Annotated in this window: 15 protein-coding genes; 12 read left to right on the top strand and 3 right to left on the bottom strand. The window is 63.4% G+C overall.

The annotated features are described in order from the left end of the window. Genes GCN78_RS04435 through GCN78_RS29870 form a run of 3 tightly spaced genes read left to right on the top strand, consistent with a single transcriptional unit; the run spans position 1 to position 2353 of the window. Positions 1–1002 carry a Gfo/Idh/MocA family protein gene (locus GCN78_RS04435; RefSeq protein ID WP_152250622.1) on the top strand — a complete coding sequence of 334 codons (1002 nt, stop codon included), beginning with the start codon at positions 1–3 and terminating at the stop codon, positions 1000–1002. Between the two features lie 11 nt (positions 1003–1013). Further along, complete coding sequence (locus GCN78_RS04440) at positions 1014–2228, top strand: MFS transporter (RefSeq protein WP_152250623.1); 1215 nt, start codon at positions 1014–1016, stop codon at positions 2226–2228. Beyond that, complete coding sequence (locus tag GCN78_RS29870; protein ID WP_257620246.1) at positions 2228–2353, top strand: hypothetical protein; 126 nt, start codon at positions 2228–2230, stop codon at positions 2351–2353. Before GCN78_RS04440 ends, GCN78_RS29870 begins: the two co-directional genes overlap by 1 nt. A gap of 11 nt (positions 2354–2364) precedes the next feature. On the opposite strand, the gene recG is transcribed toward GCN78_RS29870, so the two are convergent. Next, complete coding sequence (recG, locus tag GCN78_RS04445) at positions 2365–4467, bottom strand: ATP-dependent DNA helicase RecG (RefSeq protein WP_152250624.1); 2103 nt, start codon at positions 4465–4467, stop codon at positions 2365–2367. Between the two features lie 178 nt (positions 4468–4645). Here recG and queA point away from each other — a divergent pair, with 178 nt between their 5' ends. The 9 genes from queA (at position 4646) to GCN78_RS29225 (ending at position 13031) form a co-directional block, all read left to right on the top strand. Further along, positions 4646–5701, top strand: a complete 1056-nt coding sequence (queA, locus tag GCN78_RS04450) for a tRNA preQ1(34) S-adenosylmethionine ribosyltransferase-isomerase QueA (protein ID WP_152250625.1) — start codon at positions 4646–4648, stop codon at positions 5699–5701. A gap of 1 nt (position 5702) precedes the next feature. Beyond that, on the top strand, positions 5703–6842 hold the full coding sequence (gene tgt, locus GCN78_RS04455) for a tRNA guanosine(34) transglycosylase Tgt (protein WP_034745502.1): 1140 nt from the start codon (positions 5703–5705) through the stop codon (positions 6840–6842). A 196-nt stretch (positions 6843–7038) separates the two neighbouring features. Further along, positions 7039–7371 (top strand): preprotein translocase subunit YajC, encoded by a 333-nt coding sequence (yajC, locus tag GCN78_RS04460; protein ID WP_152250626.1) that lies wholly within the window; start codon positions 7039–7041, stop codon positions 7369–7371. A 97-nt stretch (positions 7372–7468) separates the two neighbouring features. Then, on the top strand, positions 7469–9334 hold the full coding sequence (secD, locus tag GCN78_RS04465; protein WP_152250627.1) for a protein translocase subunit SecD: 1866 nt from the start codon (positions 7469–7471) through the stop codon (positions 9332–9334). A 90-nt stretch (positions 9335–9424) separates the two neighbouring features. Then, positions 9425–10447 (top strand): protein translocase subunit SecF, encoded by a 1023-nt coding sequence (secF, locus tag GCN78_RS04470; protein ID WP_152250628.1) that lies wholly within the window; start codon positions 9425–9427, stop codon positions 10445–10447. Positions 10448–10521: 74 nt separating this feature from the next. Next, a complete protein-coding gene (locus tag GCN78_RS04475) occupies positions 10522–11271 on the top strand; it encodes a hypothetical protein (protein WP_152250629.1) in 750 nt (249 codons plus the stop codon). Then, positions 11268–11969 carry a helix-turn-helix transcriptional regulator gene (locus tag GCN78_RS04480; RefSeq protein WP_193316612.1) on the top strand — a complete coding sequence of 234 codons (702 nt, stop codon included), beginning with the start codon at positions 11268–11270 and terminating at the stop codon, positions 11967–11969. Before GCN78_RS04475 ends, GCN78_RS04480 begins: the two co-directional genes overlap by 4 nt. A 74-nt stretch (positions 11970–12043) precedes the next feature. Beyond that, positions 12044–12670 (top strand): glutathione S-transferase family protein, encoded by a 627-nt coding sequence (locus tag GCN78_RS04485; protein ID WP_152250630.1) that lies wholly within the window; start codon positions 12044–12046, stop codon positions 12668–12670. A 196-nt stretch (positions 12671–12866) separates the two neighbouring features. Then, entirely contained in the window at positions 12867–13031 is a 165-nt protein-coding gene (locus GCN78_RS29225) for a hypothetical protein (RefSeq protein ID WP_193316613.1), read from the top strand. Here GCN78_RS29225 and GCN78_RS04490 read toward each other — a convergent pair. Both GCN78_RS04490 and GCN78_RS04495 read right to left on the bottom strand, forming a co-directional pair. Further along, a complete protein-coding gene (locus GCN78_RS04490; RefSeq protein WP_152250631.1) occupies positions 13028–13873 on the bottom strand; it encodes an HDOD domain-containing protein in 846 nt (281 codons plus the stop codon). The genes GCN78_RS29225 and GCN78_RS04490 overlap by 4 nt on opposite strands. Before the next feature lie 161 nt (positions 13874–14034). Next, entirely contained in the window at positions 14035–14319 is a 285-nt protein-coding gene (locus tag GCN78_RS04495; RefSeq protein ID WP_034778933.1) for a hypothetical protein, read from the bottom strand. Between the last annotated feature and the right edge of the window lie 24 nt (positions 14320–14343).

The following is a 14343-nucleotide window of genomic DNA, read 5'->3' on the forward strand; positions in this document are numbered from 1 at the left end:
ATGGAAAACAACGTCCGCTGGGGCATCCTCGGCACCGGCAAGATCGCCCGCGCGATGGCCCTTGGCTTGCGCGATGCGCCCGGTGCGCAACTGCTGGCGGTCGCCTCGCGCAGCAGCGCCAGCGCGCAGGCCTTCGGCGCCGAATTCGGCATCGCACATTGCCACGGCTCCTACCAGGCGCTGGCTGACGATCCTGGCGTGGACGTGATCTACATCGCCACGCCGCACACCCTGCATGCGGAAAATGCCCTGATGTGCCTGGCCGCCGGCAAGCACGTCGTGTGCGAAAAACCGTTCACCATGCATGCGCGCGAAGCGCAGGCCGTGGTCGACCTGGCACGCGAGAAAAAGCTGTTCCTGATGGAAGCCATGTGGAGCCGCTTCCTGCCCGCCGTGCAGGAAGCCCAACGCATCATCGCCAGCGGCGAGATCGGCATGCTGCGGCAGGTGCAGGCCGATATCGGCTTTGTCGCCAATTTCCCGCCCGAGCACCGCATGTTCAATCCTGACCTGGGCGGCGGCGCGCTGCTCGACGTGGGCATCTATCCGCTATCGATGGCGGCCTTCTTCCTCGGCCCCGTATCGCAGGTGCAGGCGCTGGCCGAGATGGGTGCCACCGGCGTCGATGAGCAGGTCGTGTTCTCGCTGCTGCATGCGGGTGGCGGCACGTCATCCTGCGCCTGCAGCCTGCGCGCGCAAACGCCGACGGAAATGACCATTTCCGGCAGCCTGGGACGCATCCGCCTGCCGAACCGATTTTACAAGCCCGACCACCTGATCGTCGAAGCGATGGATGGCGCGCGCCGCGTCGTCGCCGCGCCGCACCTGGGCAACGGCTACGCGCACGAGGCGATCGAAGCGATGCGCTGCATCCGCGCCGGCCTGCTGGAAAGCCCCGTCATGCCGCACGCCGACAGCGTGGCGCTGATGCGCAATCTTGACACCATGCGCGGCCAGATCGGTCTCGTGTATCGCGCTGACCACGGCGCCGAACAGGCGTGAACAGGAACCCCATGACACTGCACTCCTCCCGTCCCAGCCTGAAAACCGTCCTCATCGCCAGCGGCGTCGTCCTGACCCTGGCGATGGGCGTGCGCCACGGCCTGGGTTTCTGGATGCAGCCGATCTCGCAAGCGAATGGCTGGACGCGCGAAACGTATTCGCTGGCGCTGGCCATGCAAAACCTGATGTGGGGTGTCTTCGGTCCGTTCGCCGGCATGGCGGCCGACCGTTTCGGCACCATGCGCGTCGTCATCATCGGCGCCATCAGCTATATGGCTGGCCTGGTGTGGATGGCGCTCGTCACGCAGCCCACCCTGTTCATCGTCGGCTCCGGCATCTTTATCGGCCTGGCGCTGGCCTGCACGGCCTTTGGCGCCATCAGCGGCATCATCGGCCGCAGCGCGCCGCCCGAGCAGCGCTCGTGGGCCTTCGGCATCTCGTCGGCGGCCGGCTCCTTCGGCCAGTTCCTGATGATGCCGGTGGAACAGCAATTGATCTCCGCCGTGGGCTGGCAAAACGCCTTTTACGTGCTGGCCGCGCTGGTGCTGCTGGCGATGATCCCGATGGCCTTCTACCTGCGTGAACCGCCCGTCTCGCACGCCAGCGGCCCGCAGCAAAGCGTCGGCGCCGCCTTCAGCGAAGCGATCGCCAGCCGCTCGTTCTGGCTGCTGCTGGCCGGGTATTTCGTCTGCGGTTTCCAGCTGGTTTTCATCGGCGTGCACCTGCCGGCCTACCTGAAGGACCAGGGTCTGATGAATCCGAACATCGCCGTCACGGCGCTGGCGCTGATCGGCCTGTTCAACATCGTCGGCTCCTATTACGCGGGCAAACTCGGTGGCAAGATCGCCAAGCGCTACCTGTTGTCGGCCATCTACGTGACGCGCGCCGTGGTCATCACCGTGTTCCTGCTGGCGCCCTTGTCGGCGTGGTCCGTGTACCTGTTCGCCGCCGGCATGGGCCTGCTGTGGCTGTCGACCGTGCCGCTGACGAACGGCATCATCGCCGGCATCTTCGGCGTGAAGCACCTGTCGATGCTGGCCGGGATGGTGTTCTTCTCGCATCAGGTGGGCAGTTTTCTCGGCGCGTGGTTGGGCGGCTATCTGTACGAGCACCAGGGCAGTTACCACGTCGTGTGGATGATCACCATCGGCTTGGGGCTCATGGCCGCGCTGATCAACCTGCCCATCGACGAGCGCGCCGTCAAGCGCGTGGCGGTGGCCGCGTAATGGCCAGCTGGCGCACATGGCTATGGCGCCTGGCTGGCGCCGCGCTGCTGGCCATCGTCTTCCTGGCCTATCTGCGGCCCGACTTCATGCTCGACCTGGCGAACCGCTTCTGGATGTGCATGTAGGGCGCAGGACCTTACACCTTCAAAAATTCCTCTTTCCCGCCCAGCCAGCGCGCCAGGTGCGCTTCCACGGTGGCTGCGGCGGCCGCCGTGGTGGCGTGCAGCAGATCGTGCGCCACGTCGCGCGCCTGGTCGACCAGCCATTGATCCGTTTCCAGGTCGGCGAAGCGCAGCATGGCCTGGCCGGACTGGCGCGCGCCGAGGAACTCGCCGGGGCCGCGGATTTCCAGGTCGCGCCGGGCAATTTCAAAACCGTCCGTGGTTTCGCGCATGGTCATCAGGCGCTGGCGCGCCACGCCGCCCAGCGGGCCCTGGTACAGCAGCAGGCAGACGCTGGCCGCCGAGCCGCGGCCCACGCGGCCGCGCAGCTGGTGCAGCTGCGACAAACCGAAGCGCTCGGCGTGTTCGATCACCATCAGCGAGGCGTTCGGCACGTCGACGCCCACCTCGATGACGGTGGTGGCCACCAGCACGTGGATATGGCCGGCGATGAAGGCATCCATCACTTCCTGCTTTTCCGCCGGCTTCAGGCGGCCGTGCACGAGGCCCACCTGCAGCGCGGGCAAGGCTTCGGCCAGCATCATGTAGGTATCGGTGGCCGTCTGCAGCTGCAGCGCTTCCGATTCCTCGATCAGCGGACAGACCCAGTACACCTGCCGGCCTTCCAGCGCGGCCGCGTACACGCGGGCGATGACCTCGTCGCGCCGGTTCTGGTCGATGGCGCGCGTGACGATGGGGCTGCGACCGGGCGGCAGCTCGTCGATCACGGACACTTCCAGGTCGGCGTAATACGTCATGGCCAGGGTGCGCGGGATCGGCGTGGCCGACATCATCAGCTGGTGCGGCACGGCCGCGCTGTCGCCCTTGTTGCGCAGGGTCAGGCGCTGGCCCACGCCGAAGCGGTGCTGCTCGTCGACGATCACCAGGCCCAGTTTGGCGAACAGCACGTTGTCCTGGATCAGCGCATGCGTGCCGATCACCAGCTGCGCCTCGCCCGATTCGATCAGGGCCAGCGCCGCCGTCTTTTCCTTTTTCTTCAGGCTGCCCGTCAGCCAGGCCACCTTCACGCCCAGCGGCTCCATCCAGGCGGCGATCTTGCGGAAGTGCTGCTCGGCCAGGATCTCCGTGGGCGCCATCAGCGCGGCCTGGTAGCCGCTGTCGATGGCTTGCGTGGCCGACAGGGCCGCGACCACCGTCTTGCCGCTGCCGACGTCGCCCTGCAGCAGGCGCTGCATCGGATACGGCTGGCGCAGGTCGGCGCGGATTTCCTCGAGCACGCGCGCCTGCGCGCCCGTCAGCTTGAAGGGCAGGGCGGCGCCGAAGGCCTGCGATAAGGTCCCGACGATGGGCAGCGAGGCGGCGCCTTTCGAGCGGCGCGCGCGCTGGGCGCGTTTGAGCGACAGCTGCTGCGCCAGCAGTTCATCGAACTTCATGCGCACCCAGGCCGGGTGCGAGCGGTCCATCAGCGCGCTTTCATCGATGTCCTGCGGCGGATAGTGCAGCAGATGCACGGCGGCGCGGAACGGCGACAGCTGCATCTCGCGCAGCAGTTGATCGGGCAAGGTGTCTTGCCAGTCGATGCGGCGCATGGCGTCGGCGATTTCGCGCCGCAGCACGTGCTGCGACAGGCCTTCGCCGGACGGGTACACGGGTGTCAGGGCCGTGGGCAGGGGCGCGCCCTCGTTGACCACCTTATACGTCGGATGCACCATCTCGGCGCCGAAAAAACCGTGTTTGAGTTCGGCGCGCGCGCGCACCCGCGTGCCTTCGGCCAGTTGCTTGACCTGGCTGCCATAGAAATTCATGAAGCGCAGCAGCAAATTGCCCGTTTCGTCGGCGATCGTCACCAGCAATTGCTTGCGCGGCTTGAAATTGACTTCGCATTTGGTGACGACGCCTTCCACCTGCCACGACTCGCCGCCGCGCAGGCAGGCGTCGCGTATCGTGTAGACCTTGGTTTCGTCCTCGTAGCGCATCGGCAGGTGCAGCACCAGGTCCATATCCGTGCGCAAGCCCAGTTTGGCCAGCCGGCTTTCCGTGCTGACCACTTTTTTGGCGGCTTTCGGCTTCGCGGCCGGCTTGGCTGCGGGGGGAAGATCGGGCTTGGGTTCGGACATATCGGAGATTTTTGTGCCGCTAGCGTAAAATAGAGGGTTGTCCGGCACACCCTGTGCGTACCGCAGTCGTAAATTGTTGCGGCGGATTATTGTAATGCCTGTATAGGCGCACAGTATAGTGCCAGATGTTCCATTGCGCACTCCTAATCATTTTTGACGTACTTTTGAAGCAAAACGCATGTATTCGCTTTCCGATTTCGATTTTAATTTGCCGCAAGAAAACATTGCGCAAACTCCGTTGGCCGAGCGCAGCGCCTCGCGCCTGTTGCATCTGGACGGCGACGCCCTGCTGGACCGCCAGTTCGCCGACATCGTAGGCTTGCTGCAAGCGGGCGACCTGCTGGTGATGAACGATACGCGCGTGCTGAAAGCGCGCTTCTTCGGCGTCAAGGAAAGCGGCGGCAAGATCGAGGCGCTCGTCGAGCGCGTGCTCGATGACCGCACCGTGCTGGCCCAGGTGCGCGCCTCGAAGTCGCCGCCGCCCGGCTGCCGCATCCGCCTGGCCGACGCGTTCGACGTCACGGTCGGCCAGCGCGCCGGCGAATTCTTCACTTTGCACTTCGAGGCCGACGTGTTCGAGCTGATCGAGGCGCATGGCCGCTTGCCGCTGCCGCCCTACATCGAGCATGACGCGGATGAGTTCGATGAAACGCGCTACCAGACCGTGTTCAACAAGGTGCCGGGCGCCGTCGCCGCACCGACGGCCGGCCTGCATTTCGACCAGGCCCTGCTCGATCAACTGAAGGCGAAGGGCGTCAACTTCGCCTATGTGACCCTGCACGTGGGCGCCGGCACCTTCCAGCCCGTGCGCACGGAAGTGCTGGCCGAACACAAGATGCATACCGAGTGGTACACCATGCCGCAGGAAACCGTCGACGCCGTGCGTGCCGCCCAACTTGCCGGGCGCGACGTGGTGGCCGTCGGCACGACCAGCCTGCGCGCGCTGGAATCGGCCTCGCAAAGCGGCCAGTTGGTGGCGGGCAGCGCCGATACGGCCCTGTTCATCACGCCCGGCTATGCCTTCAAGACGGTGACGCGCCTGATCACCAACTTCCATTTGCCGAAGTCGACCCTGCTGATGCTGGTGTCGGCCTTTGCCGGCTATGAGCCGATCCGCAGCGCCTACGCGCATGCGATCGCGCAGAACTACCGTTTCTTCAGCTATGGCGATGCGATGCTGCTCACCACGCGATCGCGCGCTGCGCTGAACCTTGATACTCCCGTGAAAGACTGACATGCTGGAATTTACATTACTCAAGACCGACACGAGCGGCCTGACCAAGGCGCGCCGCGGCACCTTGAAACTCAACCATGGCGTCGTGCAGACGCCGATCTTCATGCCAGTGGGCACTTACGGCTCCGTAAAAGCCATGTCGCCGCTGGAACTCAACGAGATCGACGCGCAGATTATTTTGGGCAACACGTTTCACCTGTGGTTGCGTCCTGGCAACACCGTCATGGAGAAATTCGGCGGCTTGCACGGTTTCATGGGCTGGAACAAGCCGATCCTGACGGATTCGGGCGGCTTCCAAGTGTTTTCGCTGGGCGCCATGCGCAAGATCACGGAAGAGGGCGTGCATTTCAATTCGCCCATCAACGGCGATAAACTGTTCCTCTCGCCGGAAGTGTCGATGCAGGTGCAGCGCGTGCTGAATTCCGACATCGTCATGCAGTTCGACGAATGCACGCCGTACGAAATTCAGGGCCGTCCGGCCACCATCGAGGAAGCGGCCAAGTCCATGCGCATGTCCCTGCGCTGGGCGCAGCGCTCGAAGGACGAGTTCCACCGCGGCGAGAACCCGAATGCGCTGTTCGGCATCGTGCAGGGCGGCATGTTTGAAATGCTGCGCGACGAGTCGCTGGCCAAGCTGGAAGAGATCGATTTCCCCGGTATCGCCATCGGCGGCCTGTCCGTCGGCGAGCCGAAGGAAGACATGATGCGCATGCTGGCCCACGTGGGTCCGCGCCTGCCGGCCAACAAGCCGCATTACCTGATGGGCGTGGGCACGCCGGAAGACCTGGTGGCGGGCGTATCGAACGGCATCGACATGTTCGACTGCGTCATGCCGACGCGTAACGCCCGCAATGGCTGGCTGTTTACCCGTTTTGGCGACATCAAGATCAAGAACGCCAAGTACAAGGAAGACCAGGCGCCGCTGGACGAGACGTGCAGCTGCTACGCCTGCCGCAATTTCTCGCGCGCCTACCTGCACCATTTGCACCGTTCCAAGGAAATCCTCGGCGCGCGCCTGAACACCATCCACAACCTGCATTACTACCTGGACTTGATGCGCCAGATGCGCGAGGCGCTGGACGAAGACCGTTTCCACGCGTTTACCCTGCAATTCCATGCGGAACGCGCACGCGGAACTTAAGAAAAGCTTAGCTTGCGCCCTGGCGGCGGCATGGCCGGAAGTTTTGTGTATTGGTGCTTGGACTGGGGCGATAAAGCATTGCATAATGCTTTTTTAGCCCCATTTAAAGTTGCCATGGCTGCAATTCGGGTTATGACGTATAGCCAATGCTAGAATACAGCGCTATTTTTTCAAACTGATTAGAACTGGAGTCACCGTGTTTTTCATTTCCAACGCTTATGCGCAAGCCCCAACCGACGCCCTGGGCCTCGGCGGCAACCTGACCAGCTTCCTGCCGCTGGTATTGATGTTCGTGGTCATGTATTTCCTGATGATCCGCCCACAGCAAAAACGCGCCAAAGAACAACGGGCGATGATGGACGCGCTGGCCAAGGGTGACGAAGTCGTCACCGCCGGCGGCATGCTGGGCCGTGTTGTCAAGGTAGTGGACGCTTACGTCACCATCGAAGTGGCGGCCGGCACCGAAATCACGGTGCAAAAGAGCTCCATTACCACCTTGCTGCCTAAAGGCACCCTGAAGGCACTGTAATTCCTCGCTGTCATTGCCTTGGCAATGATAGATCCGGGGCGGCTATCGGCCGCCCCTCGCGACGCCTCCGACGCTCAACACTGAACGCTGAATCACTATGAATCGCTATCCTGCCTGGAAATACATCATCATCGTCGTCGCCTTATTGCTGGGCGCACTCTATACGGCGCCCAATTATTTCGGTGAATCACCGGCGCTGCAAGTAACCAGCGGCAAATCGACCGTCAAAGTGACGGGCGAGCTGATGGCGCAAGTCGCGGAAATATTGACGAAAGAGAACGTCAAGTCGGAAGGTGTCACCATGGATGGCGCCGGCAACCTTGCCTCCGTGCGCGTGCGTTTCGCCGATCCCGATACCCAGTTCAAGGCAAAACTGGCGCTGGAAAAGGATTTGAATGCGGATGCCAGCGACCCCGCGTACATCGTGACGGTCAACCTGCAAGCCAACACCCCGATGTGGATGCAAAAATTACATGCCTTGCCCATGTACCTGGGCCTGGACTTGCGCGGCGGCGTGCACTTCCTGATGCAGGTCGATGCGAAAGCCGTACTCAACAAGAAAGTCCAGGGTGTCCAGTCCGCCGCGCGTAGCGTGCTGCGCGACAAGAATATCCGCCACGCCGGCATCGAGCGCGTGGGCGACAGCGTGCAGATCAACTTCCGCGACGCGGAAACGCGCCTGAAGGCCAAGAATGTGCTGTCCGACCAGATGTCGGAACTGGCCTTTGCCGATGCGGGCGAAGGCAGCGATTTGAAACTCAACATCACCCTGAAACCGGCGGCCCTGAAGGCGACCATCGATGAAGGCGTGAAACAGAATATCTCCACCCTGTCCAAGCGGGTCAACGAGCTGGGCGTGGCCGAACCGCTGATCCAGCAGCAAGGTCCTGACCGCATCGTGGTGCAATTGCCTGGCGTGCAGGACGTGGCCCGCGCGAAAGCCATCATTGGCCGCACGGCCACCCTGGAAGTGCGCCTGGTCGATGAAACCATCGTGCCTGGCACGGAACTGTCGAGCGCCATCCCGTTCAACTCGGAACTGTTCACCGTCGGCAAGGGCGTCCCTGTCGTGCTGGCGAAAGACGTGATCCTGACGGGCGACTATATTTCCAGCGCCACGGCCAGCTTCGACCAGAACCAGCAAGCGGCCGTGTCGATCGACCTGAATGGCGACGGCGGACGCAAGATGCGCGAAGCGACGCGCGACCGCGTGGGCAAGCGCATGGCCATCGTGCTGTTTGAAAAGGGCAAGCCGGAAGTGCTGTCGGTCGCCACCATCCAGCAGGAACTCGGCTCGCGCTTCCAGATCACCGGCATGGGCGGCGCGGAAAACGCCACCGAACTGGCGCTGCTGCTGCGCTCGGGCGCCTTGTCCGCACCGATGACCGTCATCGAGGAACGCACGATCGGACCGCAGCTGGGCGCGGAAAACATCGCCAAGGGCTTCCACTCGACCCTGTATGGCTTCATCGCCATCGCCATCTTCATGATTGCCTACTACATGCTGTTCGGCGCCTTCAGCGTGCTGGCACTGGCCTCCAACCTGCTGTTGCTGATCGCCTTGCTGTCGATGATCCAGGTCACGCTGACACTGCCCGGTATCGCCGCGATCGCGCTGGCGCTGGGCATGGCGATTGACGCCAACGTCTTGATCAACGAACGTATCCGTGAAGAGCTGCGTGCAGGCAATACGCCACAAGCGGCGATCGCCGCCGGTTTCGACCGCGCATGGGCCACGATTCTCGACTCGAACGTGACCACCCTGATCGTCGGCCTGGCGCTGCTGGCCTTCGGCAGCGGCCCGGTGCGCGGCTTCGCCGTCGTGCATTGCCTGGGCATCCTGACCTCGATGTTCTCCTCCGTCTTCGTCTCGCGCGGTGTGGTCAACCTCTGGTATGGCCGCAAGAAAAAGCTGACGACCTTGTCGATCGGCACGGTCTGGGTACCGGGCGCGAGCAAATAAGCCAGGGCTCCGACTTACCGAATAGCGTCAACAGCGATAGCGTCCGGCGGCCCCGCCGCCGGATGCACAGAACAGAACTCAGAGGATTTCATGGAATTTTTCCGGATCAAAAAAGATATTCCCTTCATGCGCCATGCGTTGATTTTCAACGTCATTTCGGCCGTGACCTTCCTTGCCGCCGTCTTCTTCCTGTTCCACAAGGGCTTGCACCTGTCCGTGGAATTCAAGGGCGGCACCCTGATGGAGGTGAAGTACCCGAAAGCGGCCCACCTTGAAGGCATACGCGGCACCCTCATCGCCATGGGCTATGAAGAGCCGGGCGTGACCAGCTTCGATACGGCGCGCGACGTGATGATCCGCCTGCCGGTGGAAAAGGGCGTGACCGCCGCGAACACCTCGCAGCGCGTGTTTGACGCGTTGTGCAAGGCCGAGCAGGGCACGACCAAGGCCATCGACACCGTCACCGAGAAGGGCGAGCACGTGCTCAAGAACGCCTGCATGGATGCCGCCGGCAATGAAGCGGTCGTCTTGCAGAAAGTCGAATTCGTCGGCCCGCAGGTGGGCGACGAACTGACGCAGAACGGCTTGAACGCGCTGGTGATGGTGATCCTGGGCGTGATGGCTTACCTGGCCGTGCGCTTCGAGTGGAAATACGCTGTCTCGGCCATTATCGCCAACTTGCATGACGTGGTGATCATCTTGGGCTTCTTCGCCTTCTTCCAGTGGGAATTCTCGCTGACGGTGCTGGCGGCCATCCTGGCGGTGCTCGGCTACTCGGTCAACGAATCGGTGGTGATCTTTGACCGTATCCGCGAAAACTTCCGCAAGCAGCGCAAGGCTTCCGTGCATGAAGTGATCGACAGCGCGATCACCAGCACCATTTCGCGTACCATCATCACCCACGGTTCCACCCAGATGATGGTGCTGTCGATGCTGGTTTTCGGCGGCCAGACCCTGCACCACTTCGCACTGGCGCTGACCATCGGTATCTGCTTCGGTATTTACTCGTCCGTGTTCGTCGCGGCCTCGATCGCCATGTGGCTGGGCGTCAAGCGCGAAGACTTGATCAAGCCGGTCAAGGAAAAAGACGAAACCGACGGCGCCGTGGTGTAAGCGCAGGGTTTTTTGCAGGTCGAATGAAGAACGATCACCGTTTGCGGTGGTCGTTTTTTTTATGGTGGATGACGATGAAGCGTTTTTTATGGGCAGGTGTGATGGCGGGCGTGACGGCGCTGGCCGGCGCGGCGGATGTCAGCCGCACTGGCAGTGACAGCATCGCTCTGCGCGGCCCGATCGCCGCGGGGGACGTGACCAAGCTGCAAGGGTTGGTCGCGCCGGGCACCGCGCTGTTGCGCGTCAATAGCGACGGTGGCGACCCGCAGGCGGCGATGCAGCTGGGCCGCTACCTGCGCGAACAGCCATGGCGTCTCGTCGTCGACACGGTGTGCGCGGGCAGCTGCGCCCTGTATGTCTTCCCGGCCGCGCGGCATAAAAGCGTATCCGACGGCGCCGTGCTGGCGCTGCAGGAGTCGGCGTTCCTGCGCGCGCAGGCGGATCGGGTGCACATGCGCCGCAGCCTGGTCGAGGCGGGCGTGGCGCCCGAGGACCTGGACGGCGAAACAATGGCGCTGGCGGCCCAATTGGCGCACACGGCGGCGCTGGAAGCGGCGTTTGCCGCCGAGCTGGGCATTGCCCCCGCCTTTTACCGCGACTTCCGGCAAGTGGCGGCGCAGGCCGATGGCGTGCGCCAGCGCTTCCCCGACCAGGAGGCGGCCGTCCACTGGTGGCCGGGGGCGGCAAGGCTGCAGCGCTGCTACGGCATCGCCGGCGTGCAAGAGGGCACGCGCGCGGCGCGCCTGGCGCCTGACGGTTATCTGTATGTGCCGGCCCTGTCCGCCCTCGTCATGGGCGACCAGGCTTTGCAGGCCTGTCCATGAGCCGCAGCGGCCGTTTGTTCCTGCTGATGGACGCCATGCGCGCCAGGCGCGTGCCCGTCACCGCGGCCCAACTGGCGCAGCAGCTGGGAGTTTCCGAGCGCACGATTTACCGCGATATCCAGACCCTGGCCGAACTGGGCGCGCCCCTGCAGGGCGAAGCGGGCATCGGCTATGTGCTGCGCCGCGGCGCCTTCCTGCCGCCGCTGATGTTCGGCGCCGATGAACTGGAAGCGCTGGTGCTGGGCGCGCGCTGGGTGCGCCGCCAGGGCGATGCGGGCCTGGCGCAGGCGGCCAGCAATGCCCTGGCGAAGATCGCGGCAGCCTCGCCGCGCGACCTGCGCGACAGCATGGCCGAGACCAGCTTGTGGGTGCCGCTGGGGCGTCCCGCCGACGGCACGCAGCCGGCCGACCGTTACGTGCAGCCCGTGCGCGAGGCGATCCGCTACGAACAGAAACTCACGCTCGCCTATCAGGATGAGCAGGGCAGCGCCACCTCGCGCACGGTGTGGCCGTTCGCCCTGGCGTTTTTCGAAGGCAAGCGCCTGTTGGCCGCATGGTGCGAGCTGCGCGGCGATTACCGGCATTTCCGCATCGACCGCATCGCCGGTGTGCAGCAGCATGAGGAACGCTATCCCACGCGGCGCCATGTGCTGTTGGATACCTGGCGCAAGGCGCACGATATTGATCCGGAATCGTGAGGTTCGCTCCTGACAAAAACTGTCAGTGACGGCGACTACGATGGTGGCTTCCTCACTCACCGGAGTTACGCACCATGCGCCTGTACCACCACCCCATGTCCTCGAATGCCCGCCGTGCCCTGATGACGGCGATCCACCTCGGCCTGCCGCTGGAACTGGCTGAAGTCGACCTGATGAATGCGGATGACCGCCGTCGCCTGGCCGAGCTCAATCCAAATGGCAAGGTGCCCGTGCTGGCCGATGGCGCTTTCCTGCTGTGGGAATCGTGCGCCATCATGCAATACCTGGCCGAGCAGGTGCCGGGCCAGACGATTTATCCGCAGGCGCCGCAAGCCCGCGCCGACGTCAACCGCTGGCTGTTCTGGGCCGCGCAGCACTTCGCGCCCGCCATCAGCGTGCTGGCCTGGGAACGGGCCTGGAAGGGCATGACGGGCAATGGTCCGGCGGACCCGCTGGAAGAGGCGCGCGGCGAGCGCGATCTGCACGAGTGTGCCGTGGTGCTGGACGCGCATCTGGCGGCGCGCAGCTGGCTCAGCGGAGATGACGTGACCCTGGCCGATTTCGCCGTGGCCGCGCCGCTGATGTACAGCGAGGCCGTGCGGTTGCCGCTGGCGCAATACCAGCATATCCAGGCGTGGTTCGCCCGCGTGCGGCAGCTACGGGCCTGGCGGGAAACGGACGTGCAGCTATCGCCGGGATAATCTGCGCGCTAAGTGAGCCAGCGCACGGAGCGGGTGCGACGCACCGCATAAGATAGGGCTGTCTCTTTCAGGACATCCCTAGCTTTGGACTTGACCCGCTTTCGAGCGGGTTTTTTTTGTCCGGCGTTTGAAGGTGGCTTGATAAATTGCTCATCGCTGCACATATGGGGTACATCTCACTTCCAGCAGGTACGCCATGTTCATGCCACGCCATCCGAAACCCCTGTTGAGCACCAGGGCGGTCGCCACGCAGGTCGCCCAGCAAAAGCAGGGAACGCCGGCCATGGACAAGCATGTGCTGATCGTCGACACGGTCAAGCCGGCGGCACCGCCGCCAGCGGCCAGCAAGCCGGCAGGCTAGTGCACGAGCACCTTCAGCAACGACTGCACTTCATCGTCCGATTCTTCCATGATGCTCGACAGGGTCGCGTCTCCGATCACGCAGTCGATGCTGCCGGCGGCGCGGGCGGCCCGCACGGCGATGGCGGCCGGGCTTTCGTTGAGGGGGGACGAGACGGGCGCCAGGTCATTCGCCAGCAGCAGGGTGTCGCCCAGCGATTCGGGCGGGATGGCGCGCAAGCCTTCCCACAGCGCATCGATGGCGCCCATCACCGCTTCCGGCACCTTCAGTTTGGTCAGGACGCCATGACCGATCGCCTGTTCGCCATGTTCGACCCAGTCCTCCGGTTCACCGTCGAGGATGCCGGGGAATTCGGCCGCGCGCGACAGCAGATAAAAGCCGCCCACTTCATGCATGATGCCGGCAAACAGGGCCGTGTCGGGGTCGACCCGGGTGACGCGGCGGGCCAGCACCTGCGACAGGGCCGCCACGTGGGCCGTATGCTCCCACAACTGGTTGGCCTTCGCCTGCAGTACGGGATCGGTGATGGTGCTGCCCAGCTGGCGCACGATCAGCGATGCCACCACCGACTGCAGGGTACGCACGCCAAGCCGTTGCACGGCATTGCGCACGCTGGTGATTTCATTGCCGGAGCGGTTGAACGCGGCGGAATTGGCGATGGCCACCGTGCGCGCCGCCAGCAGCGGGTCAGCCTGCACCAGCTTGGCGGCGGCCTCGATATGGCAGTCGGGATCGGCCAGCGCCTCTTGCAGCTTGAGCGAAGCGTCCACATTGGCAGGAAAGGTCAGCTCGCCACGAGCGGCTTGTGCGGCGATGCTTTTAAAGGCGTCGAGTCTGTTCATTGAAAAAATTATACTCGCAATATTTCCGTGCGGAACTTTTTAACCGTGATCTTTTCGCAAACAGCTTGGCAAAGGGCAAGCAAATGCCCCGGAAACGAAAAAAGGCATGCCCTATGCAGGTGGCATGCCTTTTTTCTAACGACAGCGATCGTTCAGCGTTATTACAGCGATTCGCTAAATATCGCGTCACAGCCTTCAACGAGCTCATCGCTGTCTTCCAGTTCATCCGTCAAGCCCAGGTCGAACAATTCCTCGACGGCGTTCATGAAGCTGTTGTGCTTGGTAGCGCCGATCAGGCGGTAGATTTCGCCGTCTTCGTTGCGCACGCCGATGATCAGTTTTTCCTGGCGTACCAGTTCCGGCGTGCTGGCGTTGAGCAGCAGGTTGCCGATGATGTGTTTATCGAAATGAGCGGGCTTTTTGCCTTCGAGCAGTGAGGTTTTCAACTTGGTTTCCTTTGTCTTGTTTGA

This window comes from Janthinobacterium rivuli, from assembly GCF_009208735.1.
In the GTDB taxonomy this organism is placed as follows: domain Bacteria; phylum Pseudomonadota; class Gammaproteobacteria; order Burkholderiales; family Burkholderiaceae_D; genus Janthinobacterium.